Annotated in this window: 12 protein-coding genes; 3 read left to right on the top strand and 9 right to left on the bottom strand. The window is 67.9% G+C overall.

The features are described 5' to 3' along the window. Positions 1–79 precede the first annotated feature (79 nt). Entirely contained in the window at positions 80–4,105 is a 4,026-nt protein-coding gene (gene eccCa / locus ACIBH2_RS24905) for a type VII secretion protein EccCa (protein WP_397121554.1), read from the top strand. A 32-nt stretch (positions 4,106–4,137) separates the two neighbouring features. Here eccCa and ACIBH2_RS24900 read toward each other — a convergent pair whose 3' ends face one another. Both ACIBH2_RS24900 and ACIBH2_RS24895 read right to left on the bottom strand, forming a co-directional pair. Then, positions 4,138–4,581, bottom strand: a complete 444-nt coding sequence (locus ACIBH2_RS24900; RefSeq protein ID WP_397121552.1) for a DoxX family protein — start codon at positions 4,579–4,581, stop codon at positions 4,138–4,140. A 44-nt stretch (positions 4,582–4,625) separates the two neighbouring features. Next, positions 4,626–5,798, bottom strand: a complete 1,173-nt coding sequence (locus ACIBH2_RS24895) for a serine hydrolase domain-containing protein (RefSeq protein WP_397121550.1) — start codon at positions 5,796–5,798, stop codon at positions 4,626–4,628. A gap of 214 nt (positions 5,799–6,012) precedes the next feature. On the opposite strand from ACIBH2_RS24895, the gene ACIBH2_RS24890 reads away from it, so the two are divergent. Further along, complete coding sequence (locus ACIBH2_RS24890; RefSeq protein ID WP_397121548.1) at positions 6,013–6,894, top strand: sigma-70 family RNA polymerase sigma factor; 882 nt, start codon at positions 6,013–6,015, stop codon at positions 6,892–6,894. A 77-nt stretch (positions 6,895–6,971) separates the two neighbouring features. Here ACIBH2_RS24890 and ACIBH2_RS24885 read toward each other — a convergent pair whose 3' ends face one another. From ACIBH2_RS24885 to ACIBH2_RS24860, 6 genes are all read right to left on the bottom strand, one after another. After that, a complete protein-coding gene (locus tag ACIBH2_RS24885; protein WP_397121546.1) occupies positions 6,972–7,274 on the bottom strand; it encodes a WXG100 family type VII secretion target in 303 nt (100 codons plus the stop codon). 48 nt (positions 7,275–7,322) lie between these two features. Continuing rightward, positions 7,323–7,652, bottom strand: coding sequence for a WXG100 family type VII secretion target (locus ACIBH2_RS24880; RefSeq protein ID WP_397121544.1), 330 nt, complete (start codon positions 7,650–7,652; stop codon positions 7,323–7,325). Positions 7,653–7,865: 213 nt separating this feature from the next. Further along, the gene (locus tag ACIBH2_RS24875; protein WP_397121542.1) at positions 7,866–9,077 is read right to left on the bottom strand and encodes a hypothetical protein; all 1,212 of its coding nucleotides are present in this window, start codon (positions 9,075–9,077) and stop codon (positions 7,866–7,868) included. A gap of 14 nt (positions 9,078–9,091) precedes the next feature. Then, positions 9,092–10,285 (bottom strand): hypothetical protein, encoded by a 1,194-nt coding sequence (locus ACIBH2_RS24870; RefSeq protein ID WP_397121540.1) that lies wholly within the window; start codon positions 10,283–10,285, stop codon positions 9,092–9,094. 107 nt (positions 10,286–10,392) lie between these two features. Further along, on the bottom strand, positions 10,393–11,964 hold the full coding sequence (locus ACIBH2_RS24865; protein WP_397121538.1) for a protein kinase: 1,572 nt from the start codon (positions 11,962–11,964) through the stop codon (positions 10,393–10,395). A gap of 108 nt (positions 11,965–12,072) precedes the next feature. Further along, the gene (locus ACIBH2_RS24860) at positions 12,073–13,284 is read right to left on the bottom strand and encodes a hypothetical protein (RefSeq protein ID WP_397121536.1); all 1,212 of its coding nucleotides are present in this window, start codon (positions 13,282–13,284) and stop codon (positions 12,073–12,075) included. Positions 13,285–13,464: 180 nt separating this feature from the next. On the opposite strand from ACIBH2_RS24860, the gene ACIBH2_RS24855 reads away from it, so the two are divergent. Continuing rightward, complete coding sequence (locus ACIBH2_RS24855; protein WP_397121534.1) at positions 13,465–15,048, top strand: FHA domain-containing protein; 1,584 nt, start codon at positions 13,465–13,467, stop codon at positions 15,046–15,048. A 4-nt stretch (positions 15,049–15,052) separates the two neighbouring features. Here ACIBH2_RS24855 and ACIBH2_RS24850 read toward each other — a convergent pair whose 3' ends face one another. Then, positions 15,053–16,528 (bottom strand): metallopeptidase, encoded by a 1,476-nt coding sequence (locus ACIBH2_RS24850; protein ID WP_397121532.1) that lies wholly within the window; start codon positions 16,526–16,528, stop codon positions 15,053–15,055. Between the last annotated feature and the right edge of the window lie 94 nt (positions 16,529–16,622).

Raw genomic sequence — 16,622 nt, 5'->3', positions numbered from 1 at the left:
CTCTACGGGATGTCGGTCGCTGGTCGTACACTGACTCCCGCATTGCGTGGCTGGTCACGACCTTATGGGGTACCCAGAAATGAGCACCGTCCGGTTTCAGCGCCGTCCGCGCCGGGAGATTCCGCGCTCTCCCGGCGGCGAGGTGACATTGCAGCCGCCGCCGGAAATACCCCGGAACATACCGGCCAATCTGTTCACCAAACTCATGCCGGTCGTCATGGTGGTCGGCATGCTCGGCATGGTGGTGCTGCTGTTCACCTCGGGCAGCGCGATCGCCTCCAACCCGATGAGCCTCATGTTCCCCATGATGATGGTGGTCTCCATGGTCGGCATGTACGCCGGTCAGGGTGGGAAGGGGCAGAAGTCGGCCGAGGCCGACGAGGATCGCAAGGACTATCTGCGCTACCTGGACCAGGTCCGCAAGGATGTGGCCGTCACCGCGGAGCAGCAGCGCGCGGCCGTGCGGTGGAGCCATCCGGAGCCGGGCCTGATCTGGATGCTGGCCGGAACCACGCGCATGTGGGAGCGGCGGCCCGGCGACAAGGACTTCTGCCACGCGCGCATCGGGCTGGGCAGCCAGCGGCTGGCCACCAGGCTGGTCGCGCCCGAGACCGGGCCGGTGGAGGAGTTGGAGCCCATCGCGGCGGTCTCGCTGCGGCGGTTCGTGCGCACGCACGCCACGGTGTCGGAGCTGCCGACCGCCGTCGCGGTGAAGGGTTTCGCCAGTATCCAACTGGGCGGCGATCGCGCCGAGGCGCGCGATATGACGCGCGCGATGCTGTTGCAGCTGGCCATGTTTCAGGGCCCCGACCAGCTGTTGATCGCCGTCGTCTGTGGTCCGGACACCGCCCGCGAATGGGAGTGGGTGAAGTGGCTGCCGCATACCCAGCATCCCGACGCGCAGGACGGGGTCGGCACCGAGCGCATGGTGTACGGATCCATTCGACAGGCACACGCGGGCCTGAACCCCTTGCTGTACAACCGGGTTCGGTACTCGCGCAATCAGCCGCCCAATCCGGCGCTGGTGCAGTTGGTGATCGTGGTGGACGGCGGGCTGTTGGAGGCCGACGAGGATCCCTTGCGGGAGACCGGATTCGAGGGTGTCACGATTGTCGACCTGTGCAATTACGCACCGCGCCTGGCGGCTTCGCGCGGAATCCAGATGGTGGTGGAGAACGGGGAATGCTCCGGTCGCGGGGCCACCGGGGTCATGGAGCGGTTCGCGGTCATCGACCGGATCACCGCGCGGGAGGCGGAGCAGGCGGCGCGGCGGCTGGCCCCGTACCGGCCCGTCGTACAGCGCGGGGAGGAGACCACCGGGGATGAGGGCGAGGTCATCTCGTCGTGGGCGCAACTGCTCGGCCTCGGCGATATCGGCGGATTCAATCCGGAACAGGCGTGGCGACCGCGCTATGGGCGCGAACGGCTGCGGGTGCCATTCGGTGTGGGCGCGGACGGATTACCCGTCGTCCTGGATATCAAAGAGGCCGCCGAGGGCGGTATGGGGCCGCACGGTTTGTGTATTGGCGCTACCGGATCGGGCAAATCGGAATTTCTTCGCACGCTGGTTCTTTCGCTGATAGCTACACATTCGCCAGATCAGTTGAACTTCGTACTGGTCGACTTCAAAGGCGGCGCGACATTTCTCGGATTGGAAGGGGTCGCGCACGTCGCGGCCATCATCACCAATCTCGAGGAGGAGGCCGATCTGGTCGACCGCATGCGCGACGCACTGGCCGGTGAAATGAATCGCCGACAGGAAGTGCTGCGTGCCGCGGGCAATTTCGCCAATGTGTCCGAATACGAGAAGGCGCGCGCGGCCGGGGCGGATCTGGACCCCATGCCCGCGCTGTTCGTGGTGCTCGACGAGTTCTCCGAACTGCTCGCGCAGCATCCGGATTTCGCGGAGCTGTTCACCATGATCGGGCGCTTGGGCCGGTCGCTGCACGTGCACCTGCTGTTGGCCTCGCAGCGGTTGGAGGAGGGGCGGCTCAAGGGGCTGGAGAGCCATCTGTCCTATCGCATCGGTCTGAAGACCTTCTCCGCCAATGAATCCCGACAGGTGCTGGGGGTGCCGGACGCCTACAACCTGCCCAACAACCCGGGCGGCGGCTATCTGAAATCCGACTCCGGGGAGATCGTGCGGTTCCAGTCGGCGTACGTCTCGGGGCCGTATGTGGGCGGCGGCTCGCATCGCGAGATGAGTTCCGACGGACCGGCGGGGGAAATCGATGTGGCGGCCCGGCCCTTCACCGCGACGCATGTGGATTTCCGTGCGAGCGACCATATTCCGGCACCGCCGGAACCTGTGCTCGACGAGCCTTCGCCGGAGGACGAGCAGATCTCCAACCTCCAGATGCTGGTGTCACGCGTGCGTGGTTACGGCCGTGCGGCACACGAGATCTGGTTGCCGCCGCTCGATGCGGCGCCCACGCTCGACCAGCTGATTCCGCGGTCGCTGCTGACCGGCGACCACGGCGCGGTGGCCAGCCTGCGCGCGCCGATCGGCATTGTGGACCGACCCTACGATCAGCGCCGCGATCCCCTGGTGGTGGATCTGTCCGGCTCGCGCGGGCATGTGGCGGTGGTCGGCGGGCCGCAGTCCGGCAAGTCGACGGCGATTCGCTCGCTGGTCATGGCGATGGCGTTGACGCACACCGCCGAACAGGCGCAGTTCTACTGTCTGGATTTCGGCGGCGGCACGCTCGTCGGTCTCGAGGGCCTGCCGCATGTGGGTGCGGTGGCCAGTCGGCTCGACGAGGACAAGGTGCGGCGGACCGTCGCCGAGATGGTGACCATCGTTCGGCAGCGCGAGGCGCGGTTCCGACAGCTCGGCATCGAATCCATGGCGGAGTTCCGACGGCTGCGGGCCGATGAACCGTCGGCGAGTACGGCGGCGGCCGGGGTGCGGCAGGATCGGTTCGGCGACGTCTTCCTCGTCATCGACGGCTACGGCACCTTCCGGCAGGAGTTCGAGGCGCTCGAGCAGACCGTCATGAACCTTGCCGGACAAGGACTTTCGTACGGCGTGCACGTGGTGATCACGCTGGCGCGCTGGCCCGAGGCGCGGCCCGCCCTCAAAGACCAGATCGGCACGCGGATCGAATTGCGGCTCGGCGATCCCATGGATTCCGACCTCGGCCGCAAATTCGCCGCGCTGGTGCCCATGGGGCGGCCGGGGCGCGGTATGACGCCGGACGGCCTGCACATGCTCACCGCGCTCCCGCGCGTCGACGGCGTCTCCGATCCGGTGACGCTGGGAACCGGGGTGGCCGAGGCCGTCGCCGCCATCGCTCGGCACACCCCCGGCCGCCCCGCGCCGCGCGTGCGCATGCTGCCGGACCGGCTGCCCGTCGAGGACCTGCTGCGCATGGCCGACAATTGGTCCGCCACAGTGGATTCCGCCGAGAAGTGCCTGCGCTTCCCCATCGGCATCAACGAATCCGAGCTGGCCCCGGTGTATCTCGACCTCGCGGCCAGTCCGCACTTCCTGGTTATCGGCGACTCGGAGTCGGGCAAGACGACCCTGCTGCGCGCGCTCGTGCGGGCCATCTGCGCCGCCAACACCCCCGACCAGGCGCGCATCATCATGGGCGACTACCGGCGCACCATGCTCGGCACCATTCCGCAGGGCTATCAGGCCGGATACGGTTCCACCGCACCGCAGTTCACGCAGCAGATGGCCGATCTCGCGGCCTACGTCACCCAGCGCATGCCCGGTCCCGACGTCACGCCGCAACAGCTCAAGGACCGCTCCTGGTGGACCGGCCCGGAGATCTACGTCATCGTCGACGACTACGACCTCGTCGCCACCGCCGCGGGCAACCCCCTGCACGCCCTCGTCGACCACCTCGCCCACGCCCGCGACCTGGGCTTCCACCTCATCATCGCCCGCCGCTCCGGCGGCGCGGGCCGCGCCATGTACGAGGCCACCCTCAATCGGATGAAGGAACTCAACTCCACCGCGCTCATCATGAGTTGCAGCCGCGACGAAGGCGTCTTGTTCGGCACCGTCCGCCCCTCACCCCAGCCTCCCGGCCGAGGGACCTACGTCACCCGCTCGACCGAGGAACTCATCCAAATCGGCTGGCTGCCACCGGCTTAGGGCGGCGTCCGTCGCTCCAGAGCCAGAGGCGGTCAGGCCTGCTGGGGCCGACGCGCGAGGGCGCCGAGTTTTGTCAGTCCGGCTGCGGTGGCCGGATTGTCCGGCAGCCAGGCGCGGGCGGCCAGGGTGCAGGCGGCGAACAGGGCGGGGGTGACCCATTTGTCCGGACCGTCGCCGACGGCGAGGTGTGAGGCGGCGGCGCCGCCGTAGACGAAGACCAGTCCGGCGTAGGCCCATTCCTTGGTGCGGGGGTGGCCGCGGGTCAGGATCGCGGCGAGCGCTGCGGCTTTGGCGATGCCGAGGGTGGTGGCGAAGTGCATGGGATAGCCGAGGTGGTCGAATGCCTCACGGACGTAGGTGATCCGGGCCAGGTCCCAGTAGGAGCCGATGGCGGTCTCGGCCAGTACCGCGGCCACGGGAACCCATTTCGCGAGTTTCACGGCACGCGAACGGATTTTCGAGGTACGGGTGGTCATGGGTGTCACTCCTTGCGGTGGGGATGAGATGGGTGGTTGCCGGGTCAGGCCGCGCGCGTGTTGCCGGTGCCCGTCGCGGCGTGGTGCAGGGCGGCGGCGAGCCGGGCGTTCTCCGGGGCGTTGAAGGCGAAGGCGGCGCGGCGGCGGGTGTAGCCGTAGGTGAGGCCGGTGTGCGGATCGGCGAATCCGTCGGAGCCCGCGGAGCCGGTGTGCCCGAACGCGTGCACGCCGAGGAAGGGGTGGATCAGGCTCTTGGCCTCGAATCCGAGGGCGTAGGGGGCGTTGTCTCCGCGCACGAGATCCCTACCACTGGAATGGATTTCGGAGACGCGGGCGATGGTGTCCAGCGTCAGCAGCGGTGGACGCCCATCGAGCCCGGTGATCGCCGCCGCGTACATCGCCGCCAGCCCGTGTGCGCTGCCGACGCCACCGGCCGAGCCCTGTCCCAGCGCGCGCAGTTGCGGGTCGTTGGGCAGGGCCATGACGTCGGCGGGGGTGAAGCCGCGGGCGTTGAGGTTGTAGGCGATGCCCGATATACCGTGCGGGGTGGGCGAGTGCGCGGCGAAGGTGGCTTCCATTTCCGCGGTGGCCCGCCACGGCAGGATGGGTAGATAGCGATGGTCGAGTTCGGCGGGCAGGCCGAGGTACACATCCAGCCCGTAGGGGGCGCGGATGCGCCGCTCGAACAACTGCTGGATAGAGCTGCCGGTGATTGCTCGCACCACTTCGCCGATGATGGCGTAGGTGACGAACCCGCCGTATCCCTGCGCGGTCCCCGGCGCGAAGTAGGGCCGCTGGCCCACGAGGCGTTCGGCGATGACCCGCTCGTCGGCCAGTTCGGCCACGGTGAAGCCGCCGTCCGCGCCGATGACGCCGCAGCGGTGCACGAGCACGTCGCGCACCGTGATGTGTTGTTTACCGGCCGCGGCGAACCGCGGCCAGTAGTGGGCCACCGGACGATCGACATCCAGCACACCATCCTGGATCAGCAAGGCCACCACCAGGGCCGCAGCACCTTTGGTGGAGGAATGCAGACCGGTCAGCGTGGTGGCGGTGACCTGCGGTCCGGCCCACAGGTCGACCACCCGTCGGCCGCGCACGAACGCCGCCAACTGCGCACCGGATTCCCCGTCCTCCTCGGCGACGACGGCCGCGAACTCCGCGCGCACCGCCTCGAACCCCTCGGCGACGGTGCCCTGTACTTCGATCGTGCCCACGATGATTCCCTTCGATAGCCGTTGCACGAACCCGACCACCGGACCGATCGAGCGTCTCGGCCCGCGTGGATCGTGTTCTGCCGCATTGACGTACGGCGGCCGCCAAACGTGACCGTGCAGGGTGAAACCGCTGGTAGAAGCGAGATCGGGGGTACGGGGTCACATTTCCTGTCGCCGATTCGTCATCGGTACGGGATGAGATCGAGGAGGACCCGTGCACGATGAGCAGTTCCTGGCCACGCAGTTCGAACAGCACCGCACCCATTTGCGGTCGGTCGGCTACCGGATGCTCGGCTCGCTCACCGAGGCCGATGACGCGGTGCAGGAGGCGTGGCTGCGCCTGGCGCGCACCGACACCGGCGACGTCGGCAATCTCGGCGGCTGGCTGACCACGGTCGTCGGCAGGGTCTGCCTGGACATGCTGCGTGCCCGCAAGAACCGCCACGAGGAATCGCTGCAGCCCGAACACCTCCCGGATCCGGTGATCACCAGCGAGACCGCACCCGATCCGGAACAGCAAGCGCTGCTGGCCGATTCGGTCGGAATGGCGCTACTGGTCGTGCTGGAATCGCTGAATCCCGCCGAGCGGCTCGCGTTCGTCCTGCACGACATGTTCGCCATGCCCTACGAGCAGATCGCGCCCATCGTGGACCGCACCCCGCAGACGGCGAAGAAACTTGCCAGTCAGGCCCGGCGCCGCGTCCAGGGCGCGACGCCCGGCCCCGACCCGGACCTGCCCCGGCAGCGCCGGATTGTCGATGCCTTCCTCACCGCGGCCCGCGGCGGCGATTTCGACGAACTCCTACGACTGCTCGACCCCGACGTGGTGCTGCGCGTCGACCCCGGCGAAGCGATGCGGGTGTTCCGCGGCGCCGCCGCCGTCGGCGGGCACGCGGCGAGCTTCCAGCGCATGGCCACCCTGTGCACCACGCACCCGGCCGTCGTCAACGGCGCCGCCGGACTGGTCAACACCATCGACGGCGCCCCGTTCTCGATCATGAGCTTCACCGTCGTCGGCGCCCGCATCACCACCATCGACATCCTGTCCGACCGCGACCGGCTCACCCACCTCGACCTGACCGCGGTCCTGGGATGAAACCGCTGCTGCCTCGCTTCGCCCCGACACGACGATGCCCCGGCAGTCTCACTGCCGGGGCATCGGTCGAGCGTCGTTCAGAACAGTCCGGCGAGGGCGGTGTCCTTGGCCTGGAGTTCGGCATTGCCGGTGCGGACCAGGGTGGCCGCGCCGCCGAGGGTGGCGTTGAGCTGGTCGGTGTGCGAGCGCCAGGTGCGCTGGAGGTCGGCGAACGCCTCGTTGGCGTCACCCTTCCAGTTGTTGGCGACGAATTCCTCCACCGCGCGGTGGAAGGCCTCGAGCTGGTCGCGAATGTTCTCGGCCCGCTTGATGATGGTGTTCGCGTTCTGTTCCACGCCCGCGAACTGGGCGGAAATGATCTGGCCCATGGAGGCAGCCATAGCGAGGTCCTTTGCTCAGGAGTTCGAAAAGGGAGGGTGTGAGTTTCTTTACACCGGGGGCAGGTCGAGGCTGGAGACCTGCGCCTTCACCTGAGCGGCGTAGTCGCGGTCGTGCTCCTCGTAGTTCGAGCCGACCTTGATGAGGTTCTCGGCCGTCTGCATCAACTTGTCGTTGAGCTTGTCGGCCTGGAAGTAGTAGCGCTCCATGAACGCGTTGAAGGCGTCGGCCGCACCACCCTTCCAGTTGGAGCCGGTGGTGATGGCATCCTCGTCGGCCTTGAGCTGCTGGATCTGACCCATGAGCATCTCGTGGGTCTTCTTGAACTCCTGGGCCTTGGCCTGGATGAGCTCATTACTGGCTTCGAATGCACCTGCCACGGTGCCTCCTCTCGATTCGCGGGCGGACGACCCTTATCAGTCTTGGACGCGGGTCACTGCCCTGCGGTTCCACCCCTGTTCAGCAATTTGTCAGCACCCTAACCGACGGCTGGGGTGGCTGACCAGCCCTGATGTCCGCCGCGCGACATGCCACACGGGAGAGGTATCCCACACTCCAACCCGACCGACCAGCACTTACGGCCGGGTCGTCACCTACCAGCTATTCGCCAGCAGCGCGTACTGAGCGGCCGCTCGCTGATGCGCGTCGGCCAGCTGATCGCCCTCCACCGTGGCCACGTACCGCTGATACGTCACGGCGCAGCGGAACCGCTTGGCGCTGTAGTTCGCCTTGTCCTGGGTCTCCCCGCAGACGGCACCCGGAATGGCGGTCGGAGCGTCCGCCGCCCCCGGATAGGACTTCTCCAATACGACCTTGGCCAGATCCCCGGCCGCCGCCGCGTCCCGCGCGCGCAGCAGCGTCGAGGCGATGCTCATCGACCGGGTCACCGAATAGCGGTCCACCCCCGCCTCGGACAGCCGCTGGGTCCAGTACTCCTGATCGGTCGCCTTGTGCAGATAACCGCGCACCCCGTAGACCGCCTGATCGCTGGCATCGGGTGTGCCGATGCCGTCCGGATTGAGGGTGCGCCGCAACATGCCGTCGGGGTCGTACGGCAGCCGGAGCATGTCCTCGCGGCTCAGCGGTCGCAATGCGTCGAGCAGTGGAACCTGGGCGTCGTAGACCTTCTGCGCGAGCTCGGTCAGCCCGGTGAGATCGGCTTCCTTCGTGCCCACGTGCACATCGATCACATAGTTCGAACGGGCCATGGTCGAGCCGAGGCTGGCCACCCCGGGACGCCAATGGCTGTGCGCGTCAGCGTATTTCGGCAGATCTACGCGCTGATTCTGGTCCGCCGCGAAATCGAAGTCGGCCGTCTCGATCTCGGCGGCCGCCTTGGCCGCGGCCTCCGGGCTCGGGAACTGCATCACCGCCACCCGCGCCGCGTTGCCCGTCCCCGGCACCACCTTCCCGGCCTTGTCCGGCGCGGATTCGCTGACCGTGACCGCGTAGCCGAACAGCATGCGATTGGCCTCCAACACCGGCCGGGCCACATCGGCGAGGGCCTTGGTCGCCTTCTCGGCATTGCCGATGGCGAGCATCCCCGCGCCGTATTTCAGGCTCGGATCGATATCCGGACCGGTCACCACCTGCCCGGCCAGGCGCATGATCGACAGCTGCGTCGCGCCGGACATATCGTGGTGGTAGGTGTAGCGCAGATCCAGCGGATCGGTGGCGTACTTGCCGACATCCAGTGTGCGCACATCGATTTCGCCGGGTGCGGCGGTGCCGTCGATGGCGGCGCAGGCGGTCAGGGCGAGCGCCGTCGCCGCCAGCGCCGCGAAACGGATCCCTCGTGAAAACATGGTCATCCCCCCGATCACTTGCTGTTGGCCAGCAGTGCGTACTGTGCGGAAATTCGCTGCTGGGCATCGGCGAGCTGATTCGCCGCCACCTCCGCCGCATAGCGGTCGTAGGCCACGTAGCAGTAGTAGGCGATTTCGTACTTCGACGCCCCGAGCAGCTTGCGGCACTGGGCATTCGGCAGACCCTTGGGCGATTCGACGCGCGTGATCCGGCGGGTGGTCTCGCTGCGCTCCTCCACGAATCGCGCTGCGGCGTCGGGATCTTGGGTGCGGTACACCCAATTGCCGCGCCAGGCCACGCGATCGACCCCGGTCGCCTCGAACAATGGTTTGTCGATCTCGGGGGCGGGGGAGATGTGCAGGCCGCCCTGCCGGTCGTACACGCCCGGAATGCCGCGCTGCGACTGGTCGTCCACCACGGTGGAGAGCGCACGGGCCAGCACTCCGTCCATATCGGTGTCCAGGTTCATGAGCTGGTCGACGGGCGTGGGCTGGAATTTCGCCACGCGCGGGGAGATGGTGCTGATACTGCGCTGCACCCGTTCGACGAGCTTGGCCTGATCGGCCTCCTTCAGCTCCGACATGATGGAGTCGTAGACGTAGCTGAAGATGACGAATTTGCCGGTGGCGTACCAGGATCGGATCTGCCCGGGCCCGGAGAGCGGGTGGTCGGTGGTGTAGGCGACGGCATTCGGGTAGTCCGGCAGCTGCACCGGCTGATTCTCCGGCACGGCGGCGAGATCCAGCTGACCGAGCGCGGTGGCGGCATCGGACGCCGACTTCTCGTCGGAGAAGATCATGACCAGGTTGTCGAGCTCGTAGGAGAGATTCGCGACCGCGTCGGAGCGTCCGGTGGTCACGAAGCCGGAGACGAATCCCGGTGCGGCGGCGTGCATGGCGGCCGGGTCGGCATTCGCCCGCGACTGCACCGCCGCCGAGGAGAAGTCGATGAACGGGCGGATCGCGCCGCCCATGGCCGAGGGCCCGTACTTCGCCTCGGGCATGATCTCCTGCGGCAATGGCAGATGGTTCGCCATCCGCTCGGCCTCCACGAGTTTGGCCAGCTCGATACTGTTGACCTTGCCGTAGGGCTTGGGTTGAGTGGTGAATCCGCCGACGTCGAGGGCGGCCAGATCCACCGCGGGCGTCGCGGGGGTATCGGCGGCGCCGGATTCCGATCCGCAAGCGGCCGTGAGTGCTACGGACACGGCGATACCGGCGGCACACACCGCCCTACCGAATGTGTGCATGGGGTCCCCTCCCATCGTGCCGACCCGCCTTCGATCCGCGCGTCGGCTACTGCGTCGGGGATACCCTACTTGACCCGCGCCTGCAGTACCGGCACCAGTTTGGCCAGCAGGGTCTGCTCGGAGTCGGGAGTCCACGCGCGCACGGCGGTGACCGCCGCCGGATCGTCGAGCGGAATCACCACGGCGCGGGAGCCGGTGAGCTGATAGGGCAGCCCGAGAAGTCCGCCGTTACCGGCCTTTTCGTCACTGCGGACGGCGATGATGTAGGAGTTCTCGGGCGGATCGAGCTCCCCGTACTCCTTGGGCGCGCGCGGTGAGGCCTCATCGCCCTGCCGGATGAAGTCGAGGTTGTAGACGAAACCGAGATCGGTGAGGAACTTGGTCTGCTCGGTGCCGCCGAGATAGATCTTGAAATCCTTGGCGTCGGTGACATCGACCATGGTGATGGTCTTGCCCTGGAACGCCGGATTCTGCTGCCGCGCCTCGTCCTTGGTCTTCGGCGCGACCGCCGCGACGGAAGTCGTCGCGCCACCGGCGCTCCCGGTCGGGGACTCCTCGCCCTTGGCCGCCCACAGGCCGATACCCGCGGCCAACGCTATCACCACGACGCCCGCCCCCGAGGCGAGCAGTACGCCGCGGCGGCGCTTCGGCGGCGCGGCCGGGGCATTGGCCACCCGCTGCGGCCCGGAGACGGCGGTGGCCATATGCGCGCCGCTGTCCTGCCGCGGCCGCAGCATGCCGGGCGGGGCGACCTGCACGGGATAGGTCGGAGAGGTATTGGTGCGCACCGGATTGTGGCCGGGGGTCAGCGCATTGGCCATCGCGTCGGTGAATTCGCGGCAGGTGCCGAAGCGCTCGGCCGGATTCTTGGCCAGCGCGCGGTAGAAGACGTAGTCGACGGCCTCGGGCAGATGCGGGTTCACGGCCGTGGCGCGCGGCGGCGGCTCGTGCAGGTGGCCCATCATGACCAGCGCGGGTTGGGTTGCCGGATAAGGGTTCTGGCCGGTGAGCAGTTTGAAGAACGAGCAGGCCAGGCTGTAGATATCAGCACGGTGGTCGAGCGGCTGTCCGGCCAGCTGCTCCGGGGGCGCGTAGGCGATGGTGGCCACGAAGCTGCCGGTCTGGGTGAGCTCGACGGTGTCCTCGGTGGACTTGGCGACACCGAAATCGGCCAGCAGCGCGCGTTCCTCGTCATCGTCCACGGCGGTGGAGAGCAGGAAGTTGGCGGGTTTGACGTCGCGGTGCAGCAGACCCTTGCGGTGCGCGTAGTCCAGGCCCTTGCCGACCTGGGTGATGATGCTCAGGGCGCGCAGCGGGGTCATGGCGTGCGGGTCGCGCTTCTGCTCGGCGGAGGCGTCGGTGCCCTCCACGTACTGCATGGCGATCCACAGTTGCCCGTGCTCCTCGCCGCGATTGTGCACCGAGACGATATTCGGATGGTCCAGGCCCGCCACGATATTGGCCTCGCGCTCGAACCGGCCGCGGAACTCCGCGTCCCGCGACAGGTCGGCGCTGAGCACCTTGAGCGCGTCCATGCGCGGCAGCTGCGGATGTTTGGCCAAGTAGACGGTGCCCATTCCGCCGGAGCCGAGGACCCGTTCGATGCGGTAGCCGCCGACGATGGTTCCCGGACTCATCGCCATAACTCTCGAACTCCTGGTCAACTCGGTGGGGCTGGACGCAGTCCGGAGCATACTGGACCGTCCCGACCTGGGGCCGGGCAAACGATTCGCCGGTGGACTCGGTCAGAGGCTGTTGGCGAACAGCGCGTACTGCGCCGCGATCTTCTGCCGCACATCGGCTTCGTCATCGCTCGAGACCACGCCGACGTAGCTCTTGTAGTTCACGTAGCAGCGGTTCTTGTACTCGCTGGAGGGATCGCCCTGTCCATTGAGCCGCACACAGCGCGCGCCCGGCACATCCTTGGGGGCGGTGAGGGTTTCGTAGTGGTCGCTCTCGTCGGCCACCAGGGCGTCGAGCAGGAGTTTGGCACCGGCCTCGTCGCGGGTGCGGATGGCCGCACCGGTATCGGCTTGTGCCGCGGCCTGGGCTCCGCTGTCCTGCACGGCCTTTCGCACATTCGACTGATTGTTGGCATCGTGCACGAGCTTGGTCGCGCCGTACACATTGAACTCGCGCGGATCGGGGGCGAACTCGTCGCGATCGCGCACCGCCACGCGCGCCAGCAGTCCGTCCGGGTCGACCTTCAGATTCGAGAATCCGCTCTGCGGTGTCGGTTCGAACTTGTCCAGCACCGGGACCTGCGCCGCGAGGCTCTTGCGCACCCACTCCAGGAGGTCCTTCTCCTCGGCGGTGGGGCGCTCGATGAACAGCGAGACGACGAACTCCTCGTGCGGCAGGAACGCGCCGATGGTGGCGATGCCCGGTCGCCAGTGGATGTAGGCGTCCGGGTACTGGCTCAGCGAGAGTTTGCGGTTCTGGTCCGGGGCGACCCCGAAGTCCGCGTCCTCCAATTCGCGCGCCGCGGTCTTGGCGGTCTTCGCGTCGGCGAAGCGCAGCAGCATGGTGGTGACGGTGGTGGCGCCGACCGGATCGGGCTGACCCGGCAGTTCGATCTTGTCGGAGCCGCTGGCGGTGAAGGCGGTGAGCAGATTGTTGCGCAGCAGCACCGGTTCCGAGACCGCGGCCAGCCCGCTCTCGGTGGCGTCGGCGGCATCCACGGTGGCGCGGCCGCCGCGACCGAAGATCAGCGACGGATCCACCGCGACCGTCGGCGCGACGGCCTCGGACATGCGGAAGCCCTCCAGCAGTGCCCCGGAGGTACCGGTGGTCAGCTTGTAGGTGTACTTGTCCGTGAGGTAGGTGCCGACCTCCAGTTCGCGGACGTCGATCTCCCCGGCGACGGGTGTGCCGCTCACGCTGCCGCAGGCGGCCAGGAGCGCGGCGGTCAGTGAAAGGCCCACGGCGAAGAGTGGTTTGCGCGCACTGCGAACCATGGCGGTCTCGTTCCTCCCGGAGATCGATCAAGGTAGCGGATGATCGCCGACGCCGCAGCGCGTTGATCGTCCGGAATGTCATCGCGATGGAGGGCCCGGACGCAACACGGGGCCGCCACGTAACCTGGTGCATGTGTTGCAGCTCGCCCGCCGTCCGTCGACCGGAGGCCGATTCCATTGATGGATCGGCAGGTGGAGGTCGTCGCGGGCGCCCATGTGGTCATTCGGGCGGCGGGTGCGGTCATCGTGGTCGCGCACCGCGAGCGGGGGAGTCTCACGCCGGATTCGCGCGCGATGGTGGCGGCGCGCTCGCTGGCGGAATTGGTGGCCGAGGCCTCCGAACAGGCCCCCGACGGCCCCGGTCGTCTGGTCGCGCGCCAGGCCACCCGCTGGCTCATGAAGGAAGCCGACCGCATCTCACCCGGTGAATCCGTGGATTTCGGTATCCTGTCGGCCGCCGACACCGGCGGGATAGCCATCTTCCTGCACGGCGCGGTGACCGCGGTGCTGGCCGGACGGGTGGTCGAGCGGTACCGCGGCAGCGACGCGGCTTTCACCGTGGACCGAGTCGCCGAACACCCGGCCCGCGCGGCGGCGCTGTACATCGACGACGGCAAGGGACGCGTGCCGGAACTGCCGGAGCGCGGCATCGGTTCGCTGATCGACGGTGTCGCACAGGCCGCCGGGGCGATCGTGTGGTTCGTCGGCGATCCGGTGATCGTGCCGGGGCGAGTCGCCGAATCGGCTGTGGCGCAGGCGAATGCGGCCGCGCCGGGTGGACGGCACAGCGCGGCGGAGGACCCCGAGGGCGGTATGCCGCCGACCGCCGCCTTCGATCCGGTGGTGGATCGCGCGGAGCAGGTGTACGACCCCGATCTCACGCCCACGCGGACCTCGGCGCGACTACCGACCGAGCTGGACTTCGACGGCACGAGTGGGCCCGCCCGCACCGAAAACTCCTCGGCGGGGGCCGAATCGCGAACCGAACAGCCGGGGTATCGCCCGGGACGGCATCGTTCGGCGGAGCCCGACACCCGTCCGGCGGAGCCGGAATCTCCTGTGGGACAGCCCGAATCCGGCCCGAAGCAACCGGCAGCCCGAACGGAACCGCCTGGGTTCCGCGGGGGACGGTCGGGATCGGGTGCGGCGCATCCCGATTCCACGCCCGCCACCGGCGAATTCGATCCGCATCGCGCGCCCACCGAAATGGGTGGCACCAACCCCGCGCCGAAGCCCGATCCCGATCTGCAGCGTCGCCTCGACGCCACCGCCAAATCGACCGCGCTCATCGTCAAGGTGCTCGGATTCAAGTGCGCGCGTGCGCATCCCAGCGATCCGCGCTCGGCGTTCTGCACGGTGTGCGGGATGCCGGTGGATCAGACCCAGCCGCTGGCGCAGGTGATCCGGCCGCCGCTGGGCATGCTGGTGCTCGACGACGGCATGACCTACATGTTGGCCGCCGACGCGGTGGTCGGGCGCGAACCCGAACAGTCCGAGCAGGCGCGAGCGGGCCTGGTGCCCTTGCGTATCGAGGACGCCTCGGGCGGCATGTCGCGTGCGCACGCCGAAATCCGTTTGGTGAACTGGGATGTCACGGTGGTGGACCGCGGCTCCACCAACGGGACCAGGGTGCGCAATCCCGGATACCGGGATTGGATTCGGCTACAACCGAATCAGCCCATGATGCTCGCCCAGGGCGCGGAGGTCATGCTCGGCAATCGGGTGTTGCGCTTCGAGCCCGTCGCGCCGCCGCCCTTCGGCTGATTCGCTAGCTGTACCGTGCGGCGCAGGTGTTCTGGCTGCCCAGCACGCCCGCGCGGAACGCGTCCACGCGCGAGAACCCGCTCGGCACCGTCTTGCCCTCGGTATCGCTGGCCGCCAGCCCGTCGGTGAGCAGACCCGAGACCGCCTCGTCCAGATCGCCCGGCGAGATGGTGATACTGCCTTCGCTGTGCGTACTGGGGTCGGCCAGCTTCGCCGTGATCACCCCGGCCAGGCAGGCCGCGCGCAATCCGGTCTTGGCCCCCGTCAGCGCCTGCCCCGCATCCCGTTGCACCGCAAGGGCGTACCGCGAGATGAACACGACGTAGGCGTTGTAGTCGCCGGTCACCTTCACCGGAAGTCCGTCCTGCTCATCGTCGTTGGACGTGCCGCGCTCCACGAGTGCGGGCAGGTCGGTGCCGATGGTGTTGGTGGCCGGGCAATAGGTCACCGGTACGGTGTCGGCTCCGTTGCGGCAGTTGAGCTTCGCGCTGTCGTAGCTGTAGGTGGGCTCTTCCGGAATCGGCATGATCGAGGCCATCGCCTTGGCCATCTCGCTGAGATTGGCCTCGCCCACCTCGGACTCCCCGTAGCTGGCGTCGTCGCCGAAGCTCTGCGGCAATTTCCCACGGCGGGTTTCGATTTCGTCCTCGTTGATGCCCTTGCAGCCCTTGGCCCCGTCGGTGAATCCGATCTGCACGGCCGTCACCCGTTCGAAGGCCGAGCCGTGCACGCTGTCCGGATCATCGGGATTGTCGTCGCGAATGGCCACGGTGGCGGCGAGCACCGAATTCAAACCGTCGGAGGTGTTGATGGTGAAATGCTTCGACTTCCCTTCGGCCACATGGCGCAGGAACGCCCCAGCGAAGCAGTCGGCCTGCTGCTCCTTCACGATCGTCGGATCCTTGCGGCCGACGAGCTTGGCCATGGTCTGGATGGCGTGGCCGTACTCGTGGGCCAGCACCGTCACCACCGACATCTTCCCGAAGGTCTGCTGCACGGTGGGCAGCAGCACCGCGCGATCCCATCCGATGGAATTGTCCAGGCGGCAGTAGGCGGCATTGACCAGCCGATAGGTGGTCTCCTCGCAGAACTCCACCGACTCCTTGCGCGGGGTGCGCGCACTCCAGGAGATGAATTTGTCCAGCGGCGTGAACTCGCCGCCGAACTCCTTGGGATACTCGTCGCGCCAATAGGTCTGGATGTCCTCGATGGCATTGAGGGCGAGCCGATCGATTTCGCCGCCATCGGAATTGGTGGCCGTGATGGTGGTGTCGGGCACCCCGGGGCGCGGTCCGTTGGGTCCGCTGGTGGTGGGCAATCCGGCGACCTTGAACGGGTCGTCGTAGATCGAGACCGCGCGTCCGTCCACGGTGAAGGTGCATCCGGCGGTCAGGACGGCGATCAGCGTGACCAGGGTGAGTGCCGCCGCTGCCCGGCCACCCGGCCCGAAAAATCGACCGGTAGCACCGCGCCTCGACACATTCTCTCCCTCTGCAGACCGACCAGTTCACCGCCCGGGAACGAACCGGTTGCCAGTCGGGGCTCCGCCGAAGTCCGGGCAATCGAATAGTATC

The sequence above is a fragment of the Nocardia sp. NPDC050406 genome (assembly GCF_044459025.1).
In the GTDB taxonomy this organism is placed as follows: Bacteria; Actinomycetota; Actinomycetes; order Mycobacteriales; family Mycobacteriaceae; genus Nocardia.
The sequence above is the reverse complement of the archived record's forward strand: the minus strand, read 5'-3'. Positions and strand labels throughout refer to the sequence as shown.

Bases quoted from the DNA above. Each gene is read 5' to 3' on its own strand.
- ACIBH2_RS24900 (WP_397121552.1), bottom strand. From the start codon at position 4,581: ATGACCACCCGTACCTCGAAAATCCGTTCGCGTGCCGTGAAACTCGCG.
- ACIBH2_RS24885 (WP_397121546.1), bottom strand. From the start codon at position 7,274: ATGGCTGCCTCCATGGGCCAGATCATTTCCGCCCAGTTCGCGGGCGTG.
- eccCa (WP_397121554.1), top strand. From the start codon at position 80: ATGAGCACCGTCCGGTTTCAGCGCCGTCCGCGCCGGGAGATTCCGCGC.
- ACIBH2_RS24865 (WP_397121538.1), bottom strand. From the start codon at position 11,964: ATGAGTCCGGGAACCATCGTCGGCGGCTACCGCATCGAACGGGTCCTC.
- ACIBH2_RS24875 (WP_397121542.1), bottom strand. From the start codon at position 9,077: ATGTTTTCACGAGGGATCCGTTTCGCGGCGCTGGCGGCGACGGCGCTC.
- ACIBH2_RS24860 (WP_397121536.1), bottom strand. From the start codon at position 13,284: ATGGTTCGCAGTGCGCGCAAACCACTCTTCGCCGTGGGCCTTTCACTG.
- ACIBH2_RS24855 (WP_397121534.1), top strand. From the start codon at position 13,465: ATGGATCGGCAGGTGGAGGTCGTCGCGGGCGCCCATGTGGTCATTCGG.